We start from the raw sequence: 18,789 nt of genomic DNA on the forward strand, positions 1-18,789 counted from the left end.
GTTTATAAAGACGTTAAAACAGGCCTTTTCTTACAAACAAACTCAGCATCTTATAAAGCTACTACGCTGCTCATTTCTTATCTTGCAGCCTGAAATTAAGTAATAAAGAATGGATTATAAGCGTTTACTAATTACAGCTGCATTACCATATGCCAACGGCCCCATACATATAGGTCATTTGGCGGGCTGTTTTTTACCTGCTGATATATATGTACGCTATCAGCGTGCGCAAAAAAGAGATGTAAAATTTGTGTGTGGTAGCGATGAGCATGGTGTACCTATCACCATAAGGGCTATGCGTGAAGGTATTACCCCTCAGGAGGTAGTAGACAGATACCATAGCATGATAAAAGATAGCTTTGAACAGATGGGTATCTCTTTTGATATCTATTCCCGTACCTCTTCAGATACACACAGGGCTACAGCACAAGAGTTCTTTAAAAACCTATACGATAAAGGTGTATTTGAAGAAAAAGAAAGTGAACAATACTACGACATCAATGCTAATGTATTCTTAGCAGACAGATATATCATTGGTACATGTCCTATTTGCGCTAATGAAAATGCCTATGGTGACCAATGTGAGAAATGTGGTTCTACCCTTTCTCCCGACCAACTAAAAAACCCTCGTAGTGCCCTAAGTGATGCTCCATTGGAGAAACGACCAACTAAACACTGGTTCTTCCCGTTGAATAAATACGAAGAGTGGTTGAAAGAATGGATAGTAGATGGTAAAAAAGATAGCTGGAAGGCGAACGTGTACGGACAATGTAAAAGCTGGATAGATAGTGGACTGCACCCACGTGCCATGACAAGAGATAGCAACTGGGGTGTTCCTGTACCGCTTGAAGGAGCGGATGGAAAAGTACTTTACGTATGGTTTGATGCACCTATTGGGTACATCAGCGCTACCAAAGAGCTAACCCCTAACTGGCAAGACTACTGGCAAAAAGAGGACACAAAACTGGTACATTTCATTGGAAAGGATAATATCGTTTTCCACTGTATTATATTCCCTTCTATGCTAAAGGCTCATGGTGGTTATATACTACCTGACAATGTACCTGCTAATGAGTTCTTGAATATAGAAGGTGATAAAGTATCTACCTCTCGCAACTGGGCAGTATGGGTGCATGAATATTTGAAAGACTTCCCTGAGCAACAAGACACCTTGAGGTATGTGCTTTGTGCCAACGCACCTGAAAATAAAGACAACGACTTTACCTGGAAGGATTTTCAGGACAGAAACAACAATGAATTGGTCTCTATCTTCGGCAACTTCATCAACCGCACATTTGTGTTAATGCATAAACTATGTGGTGGTAAAGTTCCTCCTTTCCATAAAGATGTGGCAGACGATGCTGATAACGAATTGATGACTGCCATTAAGAATGGCTGCAAAGCTATTGAACAAGATATTGAGCACTATAAGTTCCGCGATGCTGTATACAAGGTAATAGACCTTGCAAGAAAGGGTAATAAGTACATGCAAGACAAAGAGCCATGGATACTTGCAAAAACAGTTGGAGAAAACCCTGACAATCAAAAGCTGATCGACAACTGCTTACACCTATGCTTGCAGCTTACCGCAAACCTTGCCATTGTGGGTAACCCATTCTTCCCTAATACAGTGAAGAAAATGTTACATATGATGAAGGTAGTAGACAAAATGCTGGACTGGGAAAATGCAGGCAAACTAGATCTGCTAAAAGTGGGTTATGCACTTAGGGCTCCAGAACTACTCTTCAAAAAAGTAGAAGATGCTGAAATAGCTACTCAAATTGAAAAGCTACATGCTAACTTAAAAAATACTACCCCTGCTGTGGAAGAAGAAAAAGCACCTGCACATCAACCGGTAAAACCTGAAATTGTCTTTGACGATTTTGCTAAGATAGACCTACGTGCGGGAACTATTATTAGTGCCGAGAAAGTAAAAAAAGCAGATAAACTGCTCCAGCTAGAAGTAGATCTTGGTTTTGAGAAAAGAACCGTAGTTTCGGGTATTGCTATGCATTATGAGCCTGAAGATATTATTGGCAAACAAGTGACTGTAGTTGTTAACCTTGCTCCGAGAAAGATGAGAGGTATTGAGAGTCAGGGTATGATCTTGATGGCTGAGGATGCTGATGGAAAGTTAATTTTTGTATCACCTATAACAGGTACTGCCCCAGGAAGTGAAGTACGTTAGTTATTTTTACAATACGCACAAGCTAAACACATGAAAAAGAAAACGCTTTGGTGGATAATAGGTATATCAGCTGCATTGTTGGTATTACTAGTTATTGTCGCAAAACTAAAAGGTGATAAAGGAACAAAAGTTGCCATAGAGAAGGCTACAACACATACCATTATAGAAACCGTAACTGCTAGTGGCAAGATATACCCTGAAACAGAGGTTAAAATTAGCCCCGAAGTAAGTGGTGAGATCACTGAGTTGACGGTAGCAGAAGGAGACAGCGTATATACGGGACAGCTATTGGTAAAAATCAACCCTGCGATATATAGCTCTATGGTTAATCAGGCGCAAGCTAGTCTGCAAGAGACTAAGTCGCGTGCGGCCAACTCACAAAAAATGATGGCGCAAGCCAAAGCTAATTATGAGCAAGCTAAAGCCAACTTTGAACGTAACACTCAGTTATACAAAGATAAAGTAATCTCTACTATGGAATATGAGCAACTCAAGGCTCAATTCCTAAGCGCAAAAGCATCTTACGAAGCTAGTGAAGCTAGTGCCGAAGGCGGACAGTACAGCATTAGCGGAGCCAGTGCCAACCTTAACCAAGCTAGAGAGAACTTGAGAAGAACCACTATTGTAGCCCCTACTTCAGGTGTTATATCCCAACTAAACGTAAAATTGGGCGAGCGTGTGGTAGGAACAGCACAGATGGCAGGCACACAAATACTGACCATTGCAGACATGAGCCGTATAGAAGTGCGTGTGGAAGTGAGTGAAACGGACATTGCAAAAGTTAAAATTGGAGATACCACAATTGTACAGGCAGATGCCTACCGTAATAGAAAATTTGCGGGGATCGTATCAAAAGTAGCGGTGTCCAGCGCCTCTTCAGGCACACAACAAATGAGTACCGACCAGGTCACGAACTACACGGTGCATATACTCATATTACAAGACAGCTATCAAGACCTAAGTACGGAGTTACGTCAAAGTAAATTTGTATTTAAACCCGGAATGTCTGCATCTGTAGATATACAAACAAGAAAAGAAGACAAAACCTTATCTATTCCTGTAAATGCTGTAACAACCAGAGACTGGCCTGATAGTGTACAGAAAAAGATGAACGCTGTAAATGACGACAAGATCAGACAGGTAGTTTTTGTATACAACAAAGAAAAAGGCAAAGTAGCTATTCGAGATGTAGCAACAGGCATACAGGACAATGAATACATACAGATCACCGACGGACTTAGTGAAGGTGAAGAAATAGTAATAGCTCCCTATGGTGCTATTGCCCGTACCCTTGAAGATGAAAGCGCAGTTCGTATAGTAGATAAAGAGCTACTGTATGAATCTAAAGAGGATTAATAGTATCTTACTAATCAAACTTTAAGCTAATTGAACAATATATTAGGACAAATAGGCATTATCGGGAACGGTAGTTGGGGAACGGCAATAGCTAAAATCCTTACGGATAATAATAACAAAATATACTGGTGGGTAAGAAATGAAGAGGCCATAACAAACTTAAAAAGTAGAAATCATAACCCACACTATCTTACATCTGTTCGTTTTCTTCCTGAGACGATAATACCTACCAATAATCTTGAAGAAGTGGTAAATACTTGTGACACTTTAATAATATGCATCCCTTCTGCATATACACAGAGTGTACTTGAGAGTATTGACCTGAACCAGCTAAAAGGTAAAAACATAGTATCTGCGGTAAAAGGGGTGCTTCCCGATAGTAACTTATTGCTCAACGACCATCTTAGTCAATACGACTGGTTTGACCTACAGAAGTATGTATCCATTACAGGGCCATGCCATGCTGAAGAGGTAGCAGACGAACGTATCTCCTACCTGACCTTGTCGGGCCTCAACGACGACCTAACCAATAGTATCGCTACTAGCTTTAAAAACACTTATATATACACCACAGCCAACCATGATATATGGGGTGCACAGTTTGCCGCAGTACTTAAAAATGTATATGCTATAGGAGCAGGTATGGCACATGCGCTTGATTATGGCGACAACTTTTTAAGCGTATATATCACTAACTGCTACAGAGAAATGTATCGTTTCCTAAATGCACACTTTAGTAAATTTCACCCTTCTGACGAGAGACCTGATTTTCATACCAGTGCCTATCTTGGCGATTTGTTAGTTACATGCTATTCGCTACACAGTAGAAACCGTATGCTAGGTACCATGCTTGGCAAAGGCTACTCTGTTAAAAATGCAATACTGGAAATGAATATGGTTGCAGAGGGTTATTATGCAGCTAGAGGCATGCAAGCAATCTCTAAAGAGATTGCACTAGATGTTCCTATAGCCAAAGCTATATACGAGGTACTATGGGAAGGCAAGTCTCCTGCTGAGATGTTCCTTGATCTGGAAATAACATTATCATAACCACATTAAAAAAGAGCTGCTAATTAGCAGCTCTTTTTATTAACTCTAGAAAATGGACTACTATTTATGTATTTCCATTTCTTCAATTAGATTATGAGCCTTACCCATTTTCTCAATTAAGAACAGGATAAAACGAGCATCAGTACAAATAGTACGTTTATACTTTTTATCAAAAGCAATATCTCCACTCATTGCTTCCCAGTTACCATCGAAAGCAATACCTATCCACTCTCCATTACCATTAATAACAGGGCTACCAGAGTTACCACCTGTAATATCATTTGTAGTGATGAAGCAAGTACGTAGTTTGCCGTTTTCATCAGCATACTGACCGTAGTCTTTATTATTATACAGCTCTATCAATTCTTTAGGCACGTCAAATTCGTCATCACCCGGCTTGTACTTATCCATCAAACCTTCTAGTGTAGTATAGTAGTCAAAATGAACAGCATCTTGAGGACTGTAGCTTAACACCTGACCGTAAGTAATACGCATTGTAGAGTTGGCATCTGGGTAGAATAACTCCCCTTTCTTCATCTCCATTAACCCGCGTATATATTCTTTCTTTAACTCTTCTTTCTTCTCAGCATAAGCTTCATACACCGACTTGTAATTGTCTGTATAGTTTTTCACGAAGCTAAGTGCGTATTGAACTGCAGGATCGCTATCCATTTCTGAAAGTGTAGGATTTTTCAAGAATGCATTCAATTTAGCAGTATCCAATATCATGGTATTCTCAAAAACATAGGCACTATAGTCTTTGAATGTTTTATCTAGATCGTTACTACCAAACTTCTTAAAAATAACTCTTTGGTAGATATCAGGATGTTGCGCTTTTAGAATATCTTGATAGAACATCTTAGCCATAGCAGCAAGGATATCTTTCTCCGTATCCATATCAAAGCTACCCATGTAATACTTGTAGCTACGCTCGATCTTACTAGTAGCTTTCTCTATATCTTCTGCACTAGTCTTCTTCTTAGTTAGCTCCTGCTCCAAATCGTAAAAACTAGAAGCTATAGCTGCCAATTGAGACCCTTTAAAACATTGGCTATAATAAACCTGATGTCTTGCATAAGGGCGATAGCTTGCATAAACTTTTGAGAAGTCAGTCATGAGGTTTTTAAACTCAGGAGCATTCTTATGTGCCCAGTTGGTAAACGCTCTTTCGCTTTTTGTTTTTTGGTCTACAACATTCAAACGCTTTAACTGCTCAGTTTGACCAATAAAATACTTCCAATAGTTAGAGATACCTGCGTAGTAAGAAGTCAACTTAAGATAAGTAGCCTTATCCGCTTTCATATACTTACGCATAATTGCCAAACGCTCTTCACGAGGTTTTACAATTGATGGGTTCACCTCTTCAATAGCTAGGTCGATACCATAAGATACTTCATAACGGTTTGTACGACCAGGATAACCAAATATCATAGCATAATCGCTCTCTTCAACACCTTTTACAGAAATTGGCAAGAACTTCTTAGGCTTGTAAGGAACATTATTCTTAGAATATGCTGCAGGCTCATTGTTTTCATCAGCATACACGCGGAACATTGAGAAATCTGAAGTATGACGTGGCCACATCCAGTTATCTGTATCACCACCAAACTTACCTAGAGATTTAGGTGGAGTACCTACCAAACGTACATCTTTGTAACGCTTGTACACCAATAAAATGTACTGGTTACCCTCGAAGTAAGACTTTACTTGAGCTTCATAGTTACCAGTCTTTTCTACCTCTTCAACTATTTTCTCTACCGCTTTTTTATAGCGCTTTTCAAACTTCTCTCCTTTTTTACCTTTAGTAGCTTTATTGATTTTGTCTGTAACATCTTCCATTCTTTCTAAGAATAAAGCTGTTATCCCTTTTGCAGGAAGCTCCTGATCCATACTATATGCCCAGAAACCATTGTCCAAATAGTTTTTCTCTACAGAGCTAAGAGATGCTATAGCACCATATCCACAGTGGTGGTTGGTGATCAATAGACCGCTACCGGAAATAATTTCACCTGTACAACCACCTCCAAACTGTACAACGGCATCTTTCAAACTACTGTTGTTGATGTTATACAAATCATCTTTAGATAGTTTAAGCCCTAGCTTAACCATCTCATCATAGTTCTTTCCAATTAGCATTGGTAGCCACATACCTTCATCAGCACGTGCCGGCAATAGAAATACTATCGCAATAAGTGATAATAATAGTTTCTTCATCTTATGTATTTAATCTATTTATTGCCCAAAAGTAATAATTCGAGCTTAAGTGTTAGCGGTATATATGAGGGGATTTTCGAATTATTCCGGCATTTTTTCCTTTTCTACCTTAACAATCCCCTTTGGCTTTACTATTCTATACCAAGAAAAGTCCTCATTGGCCTCTAATCCATTACCATACATTATCTGTGTAGGTGTTATTATACGTACAAATTTATCCGTATATATCTTCTTAGCTTTTTGGTTCCAGACCAGCTCTTCAGTATGTAGCTCGTCCCCCTTTTTATTCACTACTACTACACTATCCCTTATTAGGATATTGCCTTTTTTCTCATAATAACGTGCATAAATAGCTGTCAATGTGCTTTCTACAGCCAAGCTATCATTGAAGAACTCCACTTTTAGTCCGTCATCCATTTCTGTATACGGAGGCATTGCTACGTCATTCCTTATAAATGTTTTGGCCTGCAATCTGACCTTGGCTTTACCCTGCTCACTGTATATAATGGTCACATCTTCAGCACGGTCTTGTTGTAGCTGTTTTTGGCTAACTAATGCCTCTATTTCTTTAGGATCGTTTTTGCAGGATGCTAAGCAAAACAAAATACCCGGAAGCAATATCATCCGGGTAATAGTATTATAAATATTGTTGTTGAGCTTAATCATATCTACGTTTGATGAACCACTTATCGTTAAGTGTTATACCCAATGAAAATTTAAAGAAATTCTCTCTAAACAAACCATTGGACTCTGTTCCTCTTTTTCCTATTTCAAAGGCAGTATGCAACCTGTCGTTAGAACGCTTGAACGGCAAACTAGCTCCAAATGTCACTGCATAGTAGTCGAATTGAGTATTATTTAAATACACATTATCCGTACCATAATAGGCACCCAAACGATAAGTTACTCTTTGTAAATATTGACGTGTTGCAGACGGATCTGGTGTAAATTCTCCTCCTAAAGCAATTCTGTAAGAATAACCTGCAACAGAATCTACATTGCCATAATTTCTAAACTGGCTGGATTGTGTGCCTGTAAAATCTAAACCAAGCGTCCAGCTATCAGTGCTAGTTAACTGAACTCCAACGCTATAGCTCATAGGCAGCGTATATTGCCCATCTGTAGCTTTAGAAGCAAAAGCTGTATCTTCAGAACCTGCTACTACCCTTGATAGAGCAATCCAATACTCTTGCCTACTAGCTTTAAGTTTCTGACTAAGGGATAAGGTAGCCCCACTCCTTAGAGAAAGTTTGTCATTTATGTTAGCTACATGCTGTATACCAGCATTCCAATGTATACCCCCGATTCTAGTGTGTTGTGAAAACTCTGAATTACTAACCTTTACGGTATTCAAATCTTCTAATGACTCAATAAAAGTAGACTTGTTGATGGAACCGAATAAGTAACCAAAGTTAAAACCAACGCTAAAGCCTTTATACTTTCCACCTGCACCTATAAAAGCATAGTGCATGGTACCATCACCAAGATATGTGGTTACACTATTACCCAAACCAGGCTGTACAGAGGTATCTTTTAAGTTATAATACACATGTGAGTATGGACGTAAACCCAAAGCCATACCTGCATTTTTACTAACTGGGATACCAATATTTATGTTGGATAAAGTTGCCTGCCCTGTAGGATACTTATCAGACCCAGAGAATATTGTTCTTGTACTAGCTATTCCTCCCGCCTCATATAGGGTTAGCTTCAACGAAGCGTAAGATGCAGGGTTATAAGAATTGACGGCAAAAGGATTGCTGTAGGCCGTAGTAATACTACCCATTCCTTTTAGCAGCGGGTTTGCACCATTTCTATACTCCCCAATACCAAATCTGGAATAGGGAGCATTTTCCCTATTAGATTTCTGAGCAGTAGCCGTAGAAAAGCTTATTGATAAAACAATTATTGGAGTTAGGAAGTACTTAATATACTTGTGGCGCATTATGTTTCAGAATTAGATTTAACCCTGTTAATAATAAATCAGGGTCTGCAAATATCTCACTTTTCAGCTTGCCTTCAAAGAAAGACATATCGCCACCAGTTAATACAGCGTTAAAATCAGGGTACTGAGAAGAGAAATCTGTCACCATTCCATCTATTTCAGCTATCATACCACATACAGCACCTCCTCTTATTCCTGTTTCGGTGTCATAACCTAGCATTAAAACTTCACCATCCAGCTTCACTTCAGGTAGCCTATCAGTAAAATGGTGCATAGCATTTAAACGCATGTGCAAACCTGGTGATATAGCACCTCCACGGAAAGTACGTGTACTTTGTATGAAATTATAAGTAATACATGTGCCTAAGCTGACAACAAGATTATTCTTATTAGGATATTTTACATAAGCGCCTACAGCCAGCGCCAACCTATCTGCACCTAGAGAACCTGGCGAAGTATAAGCATTCATGATAGGCAATGGTGTATTATTATCAAGCTTTATATACTTTTTTACCCTATCACCAATAATAGACTCTGCACTATCCGAATCATTAGATACCGTACACATGATTGCCGCTACAGGATCATGTTTATCTAACAATGCAGTAATTTGCTCACCCCCATTCTGGCCATGAAAGACATACTTCTCTTCCAGCTTTTCGCCATTAAATATTCCAGCTTTTACTAAGCTATTTCCCCAATCAATACAAAGAGTTACAGACATGCTATATTAGATTTAGGTCGTAAAATAAGAAAACTTCATTTATTCTAGGTAAGTAGGTCGCTTTTTTCCTTTATATGTCTAGATCATCTAACGACAAATTACGAAAATGGCCATTGAGCTTTATCCTAGCTTTCATTGACTCCAATTCTTGTAGCATGGGAGCAATTTCTTTCAAATGCCTTCTGATGTATTCCAAACGTTGCATTTCGGCAAATAGAGTAAGCAGTTCATATTCCTGCTCTTTGGACAAACCTATGTAGTGAGCAATTGTATAGGATAGTATATCCTCTTCCCCTTTTACTGGAAATTTATCTTCAACATTAAGCAACTTATAGAGCTTGTGCACCTCTTCTATTATAAGCTGGGCTATTTTTGAGTCTCCCTTCTGTGTATTGTTTTCCGGATAACTAACAATTGCCCCTGAATATAATTTGTCAGGAATCTCTTTTACCACTTCTAGAATGTTGAAGATCTGCTTACATCGGGTTCTTATATTCATTTCCCCTGAGTCCTTGCGCTCTACCAACTCTTCAATTTCAATTAGAACACCATACTGCTGTATTTTCTTATCTAGTACAACAGGAATACCAAATGGCTTATTTTCTTCAATACACTCATTGATAAGCTGTATATACTTTGGTTCAAATATGTGAAGATTCAGCTGTTCTTCGGGGTAAACAACTATCTCTAGTGGGAAAATGGGAATAAAATTAGTCATACACTTTCTCTAAGGACACTCCTTTTAGTAACAGATGTCTTTGCAAAAGTAGAAATATTAAAAAAACAAACACTCCTATCTGCACTTCTAATGCTGGTTCAACCAATAACATTGGTAAGAGCACTAACCATGTGGCCAATAAGAAAAAGCTCCCTTTTCTTCTCAACAACCCAAGTGGCATAAATATCCAAACAGAAAATAATAGTAATCCTACAACTCCCGTTCCTAACAAAACGGTTAAAAACTGATTATGTGGTATTAAACGATATTGCTGTTCTACATAAGGGTACCACTGTTCGTACCCATCATTCATCTCATCCATCATATCACCAACACCTACACCCAGCAGCATATTATCTTTTGACTTCTTTAATGCTATATCATAAGATAGCAACCTCCCGATATCACTATAGTTTCCTGTATGATTGCCAGTTTGCAGCATTTTATAACTGTACACCACATAGTCCACCTTATTCCTCAAAGTAGGCACATACTTATACCCTATAATACCCGACAGCATTATTAATAGAATCAATGCTCCACCGACTACTCTATTTTTATTAAAAATGATGTGTAAAGCACCAACAAAGAAAAAGATATATAAACCAAGCAGTCCTGTTCTTACAGCTAGTACATGCAAGAATGCCGTAAGCAGTATTATAACACTTACAATAAACCACTTCTGCAATGTGGTATAGTAAGACCATATAGTTAATGACCAAATGATGAAAAGTGTCACAAACAAACTATATCTGATATGATCATTGTGTGCAATTGTTGGTAGCACCTTGGAGTATCTATACTGTTCAGCAAAGTCGGCACTAGCTAGTAAGTGCCAAATACTATAAATACTACCTGCCAATAAACAAATAGCTATAAAAAATGTAAGCCGCTTTAATTGTTTAATTGTAAAGCTTGGTATAAAAGCAAAAGCCAATGGCAGTAGTAATATCGGCAACTTCACTTCTACCCTGCTCGACCAATACCCCGAATCTTCACTCCAGAAAGAAGAAAGCGCATATAATGCTACCCAGCTTGCCCCTACTAACCACCAACGTTCTTTTAACCACTCTTTAGGGTGAATGTTCCACAATGCTATAACACCCATAAGTATCATAGACATTGATAACAGCGCTCGTGAAAAGAAATAACCAGCAACCATCAACACAATGCAGAGTATTGCGAGATCAGTTTTAGAAAAGAATTTTCGATTTAGATGGTTAAATTTGTTCACTAAGCTTATTTAGTCCTCTTAACGAAATAAAGAAAGATTTAGTGCAAGGTAATATTAAAGAACTTCTGTTTGCAATACAAAATGGTGATCAAAGAGCATTGGCCAGAGGCATTACTATTGTTGAGAACGAGCTAAACGGATATGAAGAGCTACTATTAGCACTAAAACACACAGAGCAATCTAAAATAATAGGTATTACAGGACCTCCCGGAGCAGGCAAAAGCACTTTGGTCAATTCCCTGTTAACGCACTGGGATCGTAAAGGCAAAAAGGTAGCTGTAATTGCTGTTGACCCCTCATCACCATTCAACTACGGTGCCTTATTAGGGGACAGAATAAGAATGTCCAACTTTTACAATAATCCAAATGTATATATACGCTCTATGGCAAGTAGAGGAGCACTAGGCGGGTTGAACGCAAAAATAATTGAGGTTAGTGACGTAGTTAAAAATGGAGGCTTTGATTATATTTTAGTAGAAACTGTAGGTGTAGGACAAAGCGAAGTAGAGATAGCCGGCTTGGCAGATACTACGGTGGTAGCACTTGTGCCTGAAGCGGGTGATGAAGTGCAAACCATAAAAGCAGGCATTATGGAAATTGCTGACATCTTTGTTGTTAACAAAGCTGATAGAGAAGAAGCCGACAGGTTATATAGAAACTTGAAGATACTTGCTCATGAAAAAGCCAGCGATGAATATGAGATACCTGTTGTAAAGACTATTGCTACTAAGAGCTCAGGAATTGAAGAACTGGCAGAGAGTATCGACAAAGACTTGCTGAAAAAATCTAATACAACGAAGCGAGTTCAGTTACTAACTGAAAAATGCTGGCAACTCATTGAAGCTGAAAAGATGAGAAACTACAGTAAAAAGCAGATCAGCCAAGCTATATCCACAGCTATAACGAGTCCTAACTTCAACTTGTATTCCTTTACCAAAGACTACTTGACCAAGACCAACTTGATAACCTAAAAATAATTGTGGAGAAATAACCCGCCACATGCGTCGCAATTGATTTGTTATATTTACATTTATACTTAATATTGGCATGGTAGTTCTCTTCATTAGAACAAATGAAAGGCACTGGCAAATGACAAGGATGTATGCTAATTGATATTATAGCGGGTAACTATTCAGACTTCTTAAAAATTGCGCCTATTATCAACGTTGTAAAACAAGAACAACGTTCTGATAATAACATAGGCTACCGTTTAATATATACAGGCTCTCAAACAGAAATAAACAATTGGGGAGATTATCTACCTGAACTAAACATTCCTACCCCGAGTGTTTTTTTAGAGTGCACTAGCAAGTCAGAAAATGAACAAACCGCATCTATCCTTGTTCGCTACGGAAAAGTATTATACAACAACCCTCCTGATGTATGTATCGTAACAGGCACAACAAATGCTGCCATGTCTTGCAGTATAGCTGCAAGTAGAGCCCAAGGTGTACTCATAGCACATATGGAGGCTGGTATAAGAGGAGGTGACCGCTCTAGCAAAAATGAAGTACACAGTTTGGTTACTGATGTGATCTCAGACTACTATTTTACCACATCAAGGGTAGCCAATGAAAATTTGAGGCTAACAGGAATTCCTGAAGAGCATATATTCTTTGTAGGTAACACACTAATAGATACGCTAAACAAGCAAGCTAACTTCTTTAATCAACCGAAAGAATGGGCTACTTTAAATCTGCAGCCCGAGCAATACTGTCTACTATCTATCCAAAGTAGTTTGTATTCAAAATCGGCAGAAGACCTAAAATCTTTGCTGCTCAATATCATTCGTACCTCTAAGAATATCCCGATCGTATTTCTTGCCAATAGTGACATTATAAAAACCTACCAATCAATTGGCATCAGAGCACATAACTTATATGTTATCAGCGAACTAGACTATTGGCAAAAAGGCTTTTTAACACATAGAGCCAAAGTAGTAATAACTGATGATCCAATATTACAAGTCAATACTACTGGTTTGAGAATACCATGTATTACTGTTGCTGAGCAAGTAGCTCATCCTGAAACCGTGGAGGCTGGTTCTAACATTGTGATAGAAAACAGGCATGACAACTTTAATAGTGCCTTTGAAAAATTATACAATAACCATTGGAAAAAAAGCCAAATACCATATTTGTGGGATGGAAAGTCAGGAGAACGTATTATAAAAGTCTTGAAAAAAATAATTGATTAGGCATAGTATTTGATATTATCAGAATATGTATTTATAATATTCCCACGTTATTAAATACTTTTATATTAAAAAGGTGACATTTAAAAGTTAACTTAGCAACAAATATAACACCCAGTACTACTGTAAATGATTCAGTTACCAGAACATCTCTTATATGCACTGTGCTTTATAACTTCGCTTATAATCAGCCTGGTATCTATTCCTCAGATCATACTGATATCAAGTAGGAAAAGACTTTTTGATGTTCCAGATAGTGACAGGAAAATACATAGTCGTATTGTCCCTAACTTAGGAGGAGTAGGTATCTTTTTTGCCTTTATAACCACTGCTTCTCTTTTCATTCAACCGGCTGCATTTGTCAAGTGGAACTTTATTATTGCCTCTTCCCTACTGTTGTTCTTAACAGGTATAATGGATGACATGATATCACTAAGTCCTTCTAAAAAGTTCTTAGCACAACTATTAGCAGCTTTGATAGTTGTGGGCATTGCGGATATTAGATTGACTTCCTTACATGGCATTTTAGGCGTTCACGAACTATCTTACTGGTATAGCATTACTTTCAGTATTGTAGGCTGTATATTCATCACCAATGCAGTAAACCTTATTGACGGCATTGATGGCTTAGCCGCTAGCATTGGCACTTTAAGTACAGGTATACTAGGTATTTTTTTAGCAGCATTTGATAATCCCGGCGCTGCATGTCTAGCGTTTTCTCTTATGGGAGCTATAATAGGTTTCCTTAGATTTAATATAGCGCCTGCAAAAATATTCATGGGAGATACAGGGTCACTATTGGTTGGCTTTATGACAGCCATACTATGTATCATGTTTGTCAATTCTTACAACCCGCAAACACAGCTTGCTACACTAATACATGGAGAAAAAGGCGCATTGGTTGTTGCACTATCTATCTTGTTTGTGCCAGTATTTGACTCTTTTAGAGTGTTTATCACTAGAATAGTAAAAGGAGTTTCTCCTTTTAAAGCAGACCGAACACACCTACACCACTATTTACTAGACTTGGGTTTTACGCACTCTAGAACTGTAACCATCTTGATAACTGCCAATATTTTGATCATAGTTGTGTCGCTTGTTACCCAAGACTTCAACCCCAATATTGGCATACTAGGTATTTTTGCTTTATCTGTAGGGCTATACAGCATTCTTTATTTCATGCGTAAGAAAAGAATGATCAATATTAAGACCGCAAATACTAAAGAATTTCCACTCAATAAAGAGTCTAGAAGAAAAGACGAGGCAATCTAATACAATACGATGTAAGAACTACTCTGGTATCTATATAGATACAAATGAGTGTTTTGCAAGTATTTTATATTTCCATCTTTATCAGTAACAGGCTTTACCTTGTACCTTGCAAATGGGGTAAACCCTTGATTGATGTTGTTATTGAATATCCTACCATATTTCTTGAGCAGGTCGGCATACCAATGGATCATCTCATAACCTCTGTATACGAGCTCATTGGGTGTTTCATCTCCAAACTGCTCTGCATATTTTTTAGAAAGAGCTTTGCCATAGCCTGTAGAATTATCGAAATAAAACGGGTTGGTAAGATGTACAGCCATATTAGGGAAAGCTGTAGGGCTTTTCAAACTACTCATATTATTCCATGAGGGCATGCCCCATATATCAAAACTATAAGTAGGAAACCATTCAGCTAAAGCATTTAATAACTTAACAGCATAAGTAGTATTAATAATAGGCAACACTATAATATTCTTACCCCCTGCAATAAAGTGTTTTTCTAAATCACTCTTTAGAGGGAATGAATTACAATTCTGCTCTATATAACCATACTCATCACCTTCTTTTAAATAATTGTATGCCTCAAGATCGATATCGTTATTAGTACGGTAAAGCATAAGTGGTTTTACCTTTCCATATCTTTCATAAAGCCTACTCTTTATCTCATTACAGTGTACCTGCAATGTTGGTTGGATCATTATAAAATATGGGTTATTAACTATATCTGCATCAGAAGGAGAAAGTGCTGAAATAAAGTTTACTTCATTTCTTTTAGCATAGTCAGCTATCTCTGGTATATCGCTAGACTGTAGGGCTCCTATTAGCAAATCAGTTCCATCAAGTTCGCCGGTTTGTATCAACATCTCCGGCGTAGTATATGGATTAGCTATATCATGTACATGAATATCAAAATTATACCCTTTTTTATTGAGCGTATCCAAAGCTATAAGCATACCCTCATAAAAAAATAAGCTTGGGACTATTTTGCTGGGCAATTTTGTTTTGTAAACAACCTTATTCTCAACGATAGATTCATCGAGATATAGACGCATAAATACATCTACTCTATAGCTATTTCTAGTTACAGATTGAGGATAAGTGAACTTTTGAGCTTTATACGGTGTATTTATCTTTGTTATATCCTTCTTCTTATTTGAGCCAGTATCTACTGTTGCTGTATTACTACTTTTCTTCCCAAATAATTTTTTGAAAAATTGCGCCTCTGCATTAGTGTTACAAAGCACACTAATGGACAAAAACAATAACAGAAATCTCGTATATCTACTCATAACAATTATTCCCACTCAATTGTTGCCGGTGGCTTAGAGCTAATATCGTACACCACCCTATTGATACCGTTTACCTTATTAATGATATCATTAGAAATTTTTGCCAACAACTCATAAGGCAAGTGCGACCAGTCAGCTGTCATACCATCAACAGAAGTTACAGCACGCAGCGCTACTGTATATTCATAGGTACGCTCATCTCCCATAACACCTACACTCTGAACAGGCAAAAGTATCGTACCTGCTTGCCATACATCATTATAAGAGCCACTATCTTTTAGGTGCTGCATATATATAGCATCAGCCTCTTGCAATAGTTGCACTTTCTCTTTTGATACTTCTCCTAATATTCTTATACCAAGACCTGGCCCTGGGAAAGGATGGCGCTGCAAGAAAATACTATCAATACCTAACTCTTTACCTACCTTACGTACCTCATCTTTAAATAAGAAGCGTAAAGGCTCTACTAGCTCCATTTTCATCGTCTCTGGCAAGCCACCAACATTGTGGTGCGACTTAATAGTAGCCGAAGGTCCATTAACAGATATTGATTCTATCACATCAGGATAGATAGTACCTTGTCCTAAAAACTTAGCATCTTCTATTTTCTTAGACTCTTCATCAAAAATATCAATGAACAACTTGCCTATTACCTTACGCTTGCCTTCGGGGTCACTTACACCCGCTAAACCATCGTAGAACAATTGGCTGGCATCAACACCTTTTACATTAAGCCCTAAATGCTTATATCCTTCCAAAACTTGTTCAAATTCGTTTTTTCTCAACAATCCGTTGTCAACGAAAATACAATGAAGGTTATCACCTATAGCTTTATGCACTAATGTAGCACCAACGGTAGAATCGACACCACCACTTAATGCCATTACGACCTTACCTTCTCCTACTTGATCTTTTATGCGTTGAACAGTTTCCTCAACAAAAGCAGCAGGAGTCCAATCTTGTTTACAACCACAAATGTCTACAACAAAGTTTTTGAATAGCTGTCTACCATCTGTGCTATGCGTTACTTCTGGGTGGAACTGTATACCGTAAACAGGATTAGTCGCATACGAATCAGCGGCTTTGTAGGCTGCTACAGGTATGCTTTCTGTTCTAGCAATAATTGTAAAACCTTCAGGTAACTCTTTAATAGAGTCACTATGACTCATCCACACTTGTGAACCAGTATTAATTGTAGTTAACAAGGCATCGTTTACTATATCTTGTAAATGTGCTCTACCATACTCTCTGTGAGTAGATTTACCTACTGTACCTCCTGATTGTTGAGCTAGAAGCTGAGCACCATAGCAAACACCTAACACCGGCAACTTATCCGCAATATCTTTAATATTTGGCTTTGGCGCCGCTGGGTCGTTTACAGAGTATGGGCTTCCTGATAGAATAACACCTTTAAGCTCATCACTGTACTCAATAGGACTTGTACAAGGTTGTATCTCACAATAAATATTTAGCTCTCTTATACTTCTGGCAATTAATTGCGTGTATTGCGAGCCAAAGTCTAGTATTAATATCTTCTCGTTCATCAAGTATGTATGTGTGAATTATTGTATATAATTAAGCTTCACCTGTTTTTCCTCCAAAATTGAATGGTATATTCACTTGCTCCTGTTCTTGAATTACTCCGTTTTGAGCTTCATACCTTTTCACATTTTCCACAAGGGCTCTCATCAAGCGTTTAGCATGTTGAGGGGTCATTACAACACGGGATTTTACTTTTGCTTTAGGCACATTAGGCATAACATTCACAAAGTCAAGAACAAATTCGGCAAAGGAGTGTGTTATAATAACCAAATTAGAATAAACTCCATCTGACATCTCTTCTGTCAATTCAATATTCAACTGCTGATCTTGAGGTACGTCTTGTTGCATCTATTTTTTTTTAAGATTTGGCTGCAAAATTAAACAAACTATGTTACACCTTCGAATAAATAAAGACTAAAGGTTAGTTTGTATTAATTATCACAAATTCAATTAGTTTTGGGGTTATGTTAAGGTACACAATAATCGTTTTTTTATTACTGTCTATTGTTGGCTGCAGACCAGAGGTATTCACCCCAAAACCTAGAGGCTACTATAAGATAGACTTACCGCAAAAACATGAATATCAAGAATTTAAAGCTGAAGGTTTCCCCTACAGCTTTGAACATCCTATATATAGCAAAGTGGTCAACGATACTGTTTTCTTTGGTGAAGAGACCGAAAACCCCTACTGGATCGTAGTAGATTACGACACAACAGGAGGTAAATTATACTTTAGCTACAAGGAAATAACCCCTTCTCAACAATTAGACAAATTAGTTGAGGATTCATATGGCATGACCTATACCGTACATAGCTCTAGAGCAGACATGATAGAAGATTTTGTTTTTCATTTCCCAGAAAGGAAAGTTCATGGAATATTCTATAAGGTAGATGGCAATGCAGCTACAGCATATCAATTTTTTGCTACAGATTCAACAAAGCACTTTGTACGTGGTGCGCTTTACTTTAATGTAAAGCCTAATGCCGACTCTTTAATGCCTGTAAACAACTTTTTGAGAGAAGACATTATGCGCATGATCAAAACCCTAGAGTGGCACTAGAC

General features: G+C 37.9%; 16 protein-coding genes. 7 read left to right on the forward strand and 9 right to left on the reverse strand.

Annotated elements, in window-relative coordinates:
* Nucleotides 1-109: 109 nt before the first annotated feature.
* Genes metG through R2800_06130 form a run of 3 tightly spaced genes read left to right on the forward strand, consistent with a single transcriptional unit; the run spans nt 110 to nt 4,594 of the window.
* Entirely contained in the window at nt 110-2,188 is a 2,079-nt protein-coding gene (metG, locus tag R2800_06120) for a methionine--tRNA ligase (GenBank protein MEZ5016611.1), read from the forward strand.
* Nucleotides 2,189-2,218: 30 nt separating this feature from the next.
* Complete coding sequence (locus tag R2800_06125; GenBank protein ID MEZ5016612.1) at nt 2,219-3,544, forward strand: efflux RND transporter periplasmic adaptor subunit; 1,326 nt, start codon at nt 2,219-2,221, stop codon at nt 3,542-3,544.
* A 30-nt stretch (nt 3,545-3,574) separates the two neighbouring features.
* A complete protein-coding gene (locus R2800_06130) occupies nt 3,575-4,594 on the forward strand; it encodes an NAD(P)H-dependent glycerol-3-phosphate dehydrogenase (GenBank protein ID MEZ5016613.1) in 1,020 nt (339 codons plus the stop codon).
* A 60-nt stretch (nt 4,595-4,654) separates the two neighbouring features.
* On the opposite strand, the gene R2800_06135 is transcribed toward R2800_06130, so the two are convergent.
* From R2800_06135 to R2800_06160, 6 genes are all read right to left on the reverse strand, one after another.
* Entirely contained in the window at nt 4,655-6,808 is a 2,154-nt protein-coding gene (locus R2800_06135) for a S46 family peptidase (protein ID MEZ5016614.1), read from the reverse strand.
* Nucleotides 6,809-6,889: 81 nt separating this feature from the next.
* A complete protein-coding gene (gene lptC, locus R2800_06140) occupies nt 6,890-7,474 on the reverse strand; it encodes an LPS export ABC transporter periplasmic protein LptC (protein ID MEZ5016615.1) in 585 nt (194 codons plus the stop codon).
* The gene (locus R2800_06145; protein MEZ5016616.1) at nt 7,467-8,753 is read right to left on the reverse strand and encodes a hypothetical protein; all 1,287 of its coding nucleotides are present in this window, start codon (nt 8,751-8,753) and stop codon (nt 7,467-7,469) included. Before R2800_06145 ends, lptC begins: the two co-directional genes overlap by 8 nt.
* Nucleotides 8,734-9,477 carry a type III pantothenate kinase gene (locus R2800_06150; GenBank protein MEZ5016617.1) on the reverse strand — a complete coding sequence of 248 codons (744 nt, stop codon included), beginning with the start codon at nt 9,475-9,477 and terminating at the stop codon, nt 8,734-8,736. Before R2800_06150 ends, R2800_06145 begins: the two co-directional genes overlap by 20 nt.
* Nucleotides 9,478-9,547: 70 nt before the next feature.
* Nucleotides 9,548-10,195, reverse strand: coding sequence for an LON peptidase substrate-binding domain-containing protein (locus tag R2800_06155; protein ID MEZ5016618.1), 648 nt, complete (start codon nt 10,193-10,195; stop codon nt 9,548-9,550).
* Nucleotides 10,188-11,318 carry an O-antigen ligase family protein gene (locus tag R2800_06160; protein ID MEZ5016619.1) on the reverse strand — a complete coding sequence of 377 codons (1,131 nt, stop codon included), beginning with the start codon at nt 11,316-11,318 and terminating at the stop codon, nt 10,188-10,190. Before R2800_06160 ends, R2800_06155 begins: the two co-directional genes overlap by 8 nt.
* A gap of 152 nt (nt 11,319-11,470) precedes the next feature.
* Here R2800_06160 and meaB point away from each other — a divergent pair, with 152 nt between their 5' ends.
* The 3 genes from meaB (at nt 11,471) to R2800_06175 (ending at nt 14,895) form a co-directional block, all read left to right on the forward strand.
* Nucleotides 11,471-12,400 (forward strand): methylmalonyl Co-A mutase-associated GTPase MeaB, encoded by a 930-nt coding sequence (gene meaB, locus R2800_06165; GenBank protein ID MEZ5016620.1) that lies wholly within the window; start codon nt 11,471-11,473, stop codon nt 12,398-12,400.
* A gap of 131 nt (nt 12,401-12,531) precedes the next feature.
* Entirely contained in the window at nt 12,532-13,626 is a 1,095-nt protein-coding gene (locus R2800_06170) for a UDP-N-acetylglucosamine 2-epimerase (GenBank protein ID MEZ5016621.1), read from the forward strand.
* A 126-nt stretch (nt 13,627-13,752) separates the two neighbouring features.
* Nucleotides 13,753-14,895, forward strand: a complete 1,143-nt coding sequence (locus R2800_06175) for an MraY family glycosyltransferase (GenBank protein MEZ5016622.1) — start codon at nt 13,753-13,755, stop codon at nt 14,893-14,895.
* On the opposite strand, the gene R2800_06180 is transcribed toward R2800_06175, so the two are convergent.
* From R2800_06180 to R2800_06190, 3 genes are read right to left on the reverse strand one after another with little or no spacing between them, the layout of a single operon-like run.
* Entirely contained in the window at nt 14,892-16,184 is a 1,293-nt protein-coding gene (locus R2800_06180) for a hypothetical protein (GenBank protein ID MEZ5016623.1), read from the reverse strand. The genes R2800_06175 and R2800_06180 overlap by 4 nt on opposite strands.
* Before the next feature lie 5 nt (nt 16,185-16,189).
* Nucleotides 16,190-17,728, reverse strand: coding sequence for a glutamine-hydrolyzing GMP synthase (gene guaA / locus R2800_06185; GenBank protein ID MEZ5016624.1), 1,539 nt, complete (start codon nt 17,726-17,728; stop codon nt 16,190-16,192).
* Between the two features lie 31 nt (nt 17,729-17,759).
* Complete coding sequence (locus R2800_06190) at nt 17,760-18,074, reverse strand: DUF3467 domain-containing protein (protein MEZ5016625.1); 315 nt, start codon at nt 18,072-18,074, stop codon at nt 17,760-17,762.
* A 116-nt stretch (nt 18,075-18,190) separates the two neighbouring features.
* On the opposite strand from R2800_06190, the gene R2800_06195 reads away from it, so the two are divergent.
* Nucleotides 18,191-18,787, forward strand: coding sequence for a hypothetical protein (locus R2800_06195; GenBank protein MEZ5016626.1), 597 nt, complete (start codon nt 18,191-18,193; stop codon nt 18,785-18,787).
* Nucleotides 18,788-18,789 lie beyond the last annotated feature (2 nt).

Origin of the sequence: Flavipsychrobacter sp., assembly GCA_041392855.1 — a bacterium.
Lineage (GTDB): Bacteria > Bacteroidota > Bacteroidia > Chitinophagales > Chitinophagaceae > UBA5543.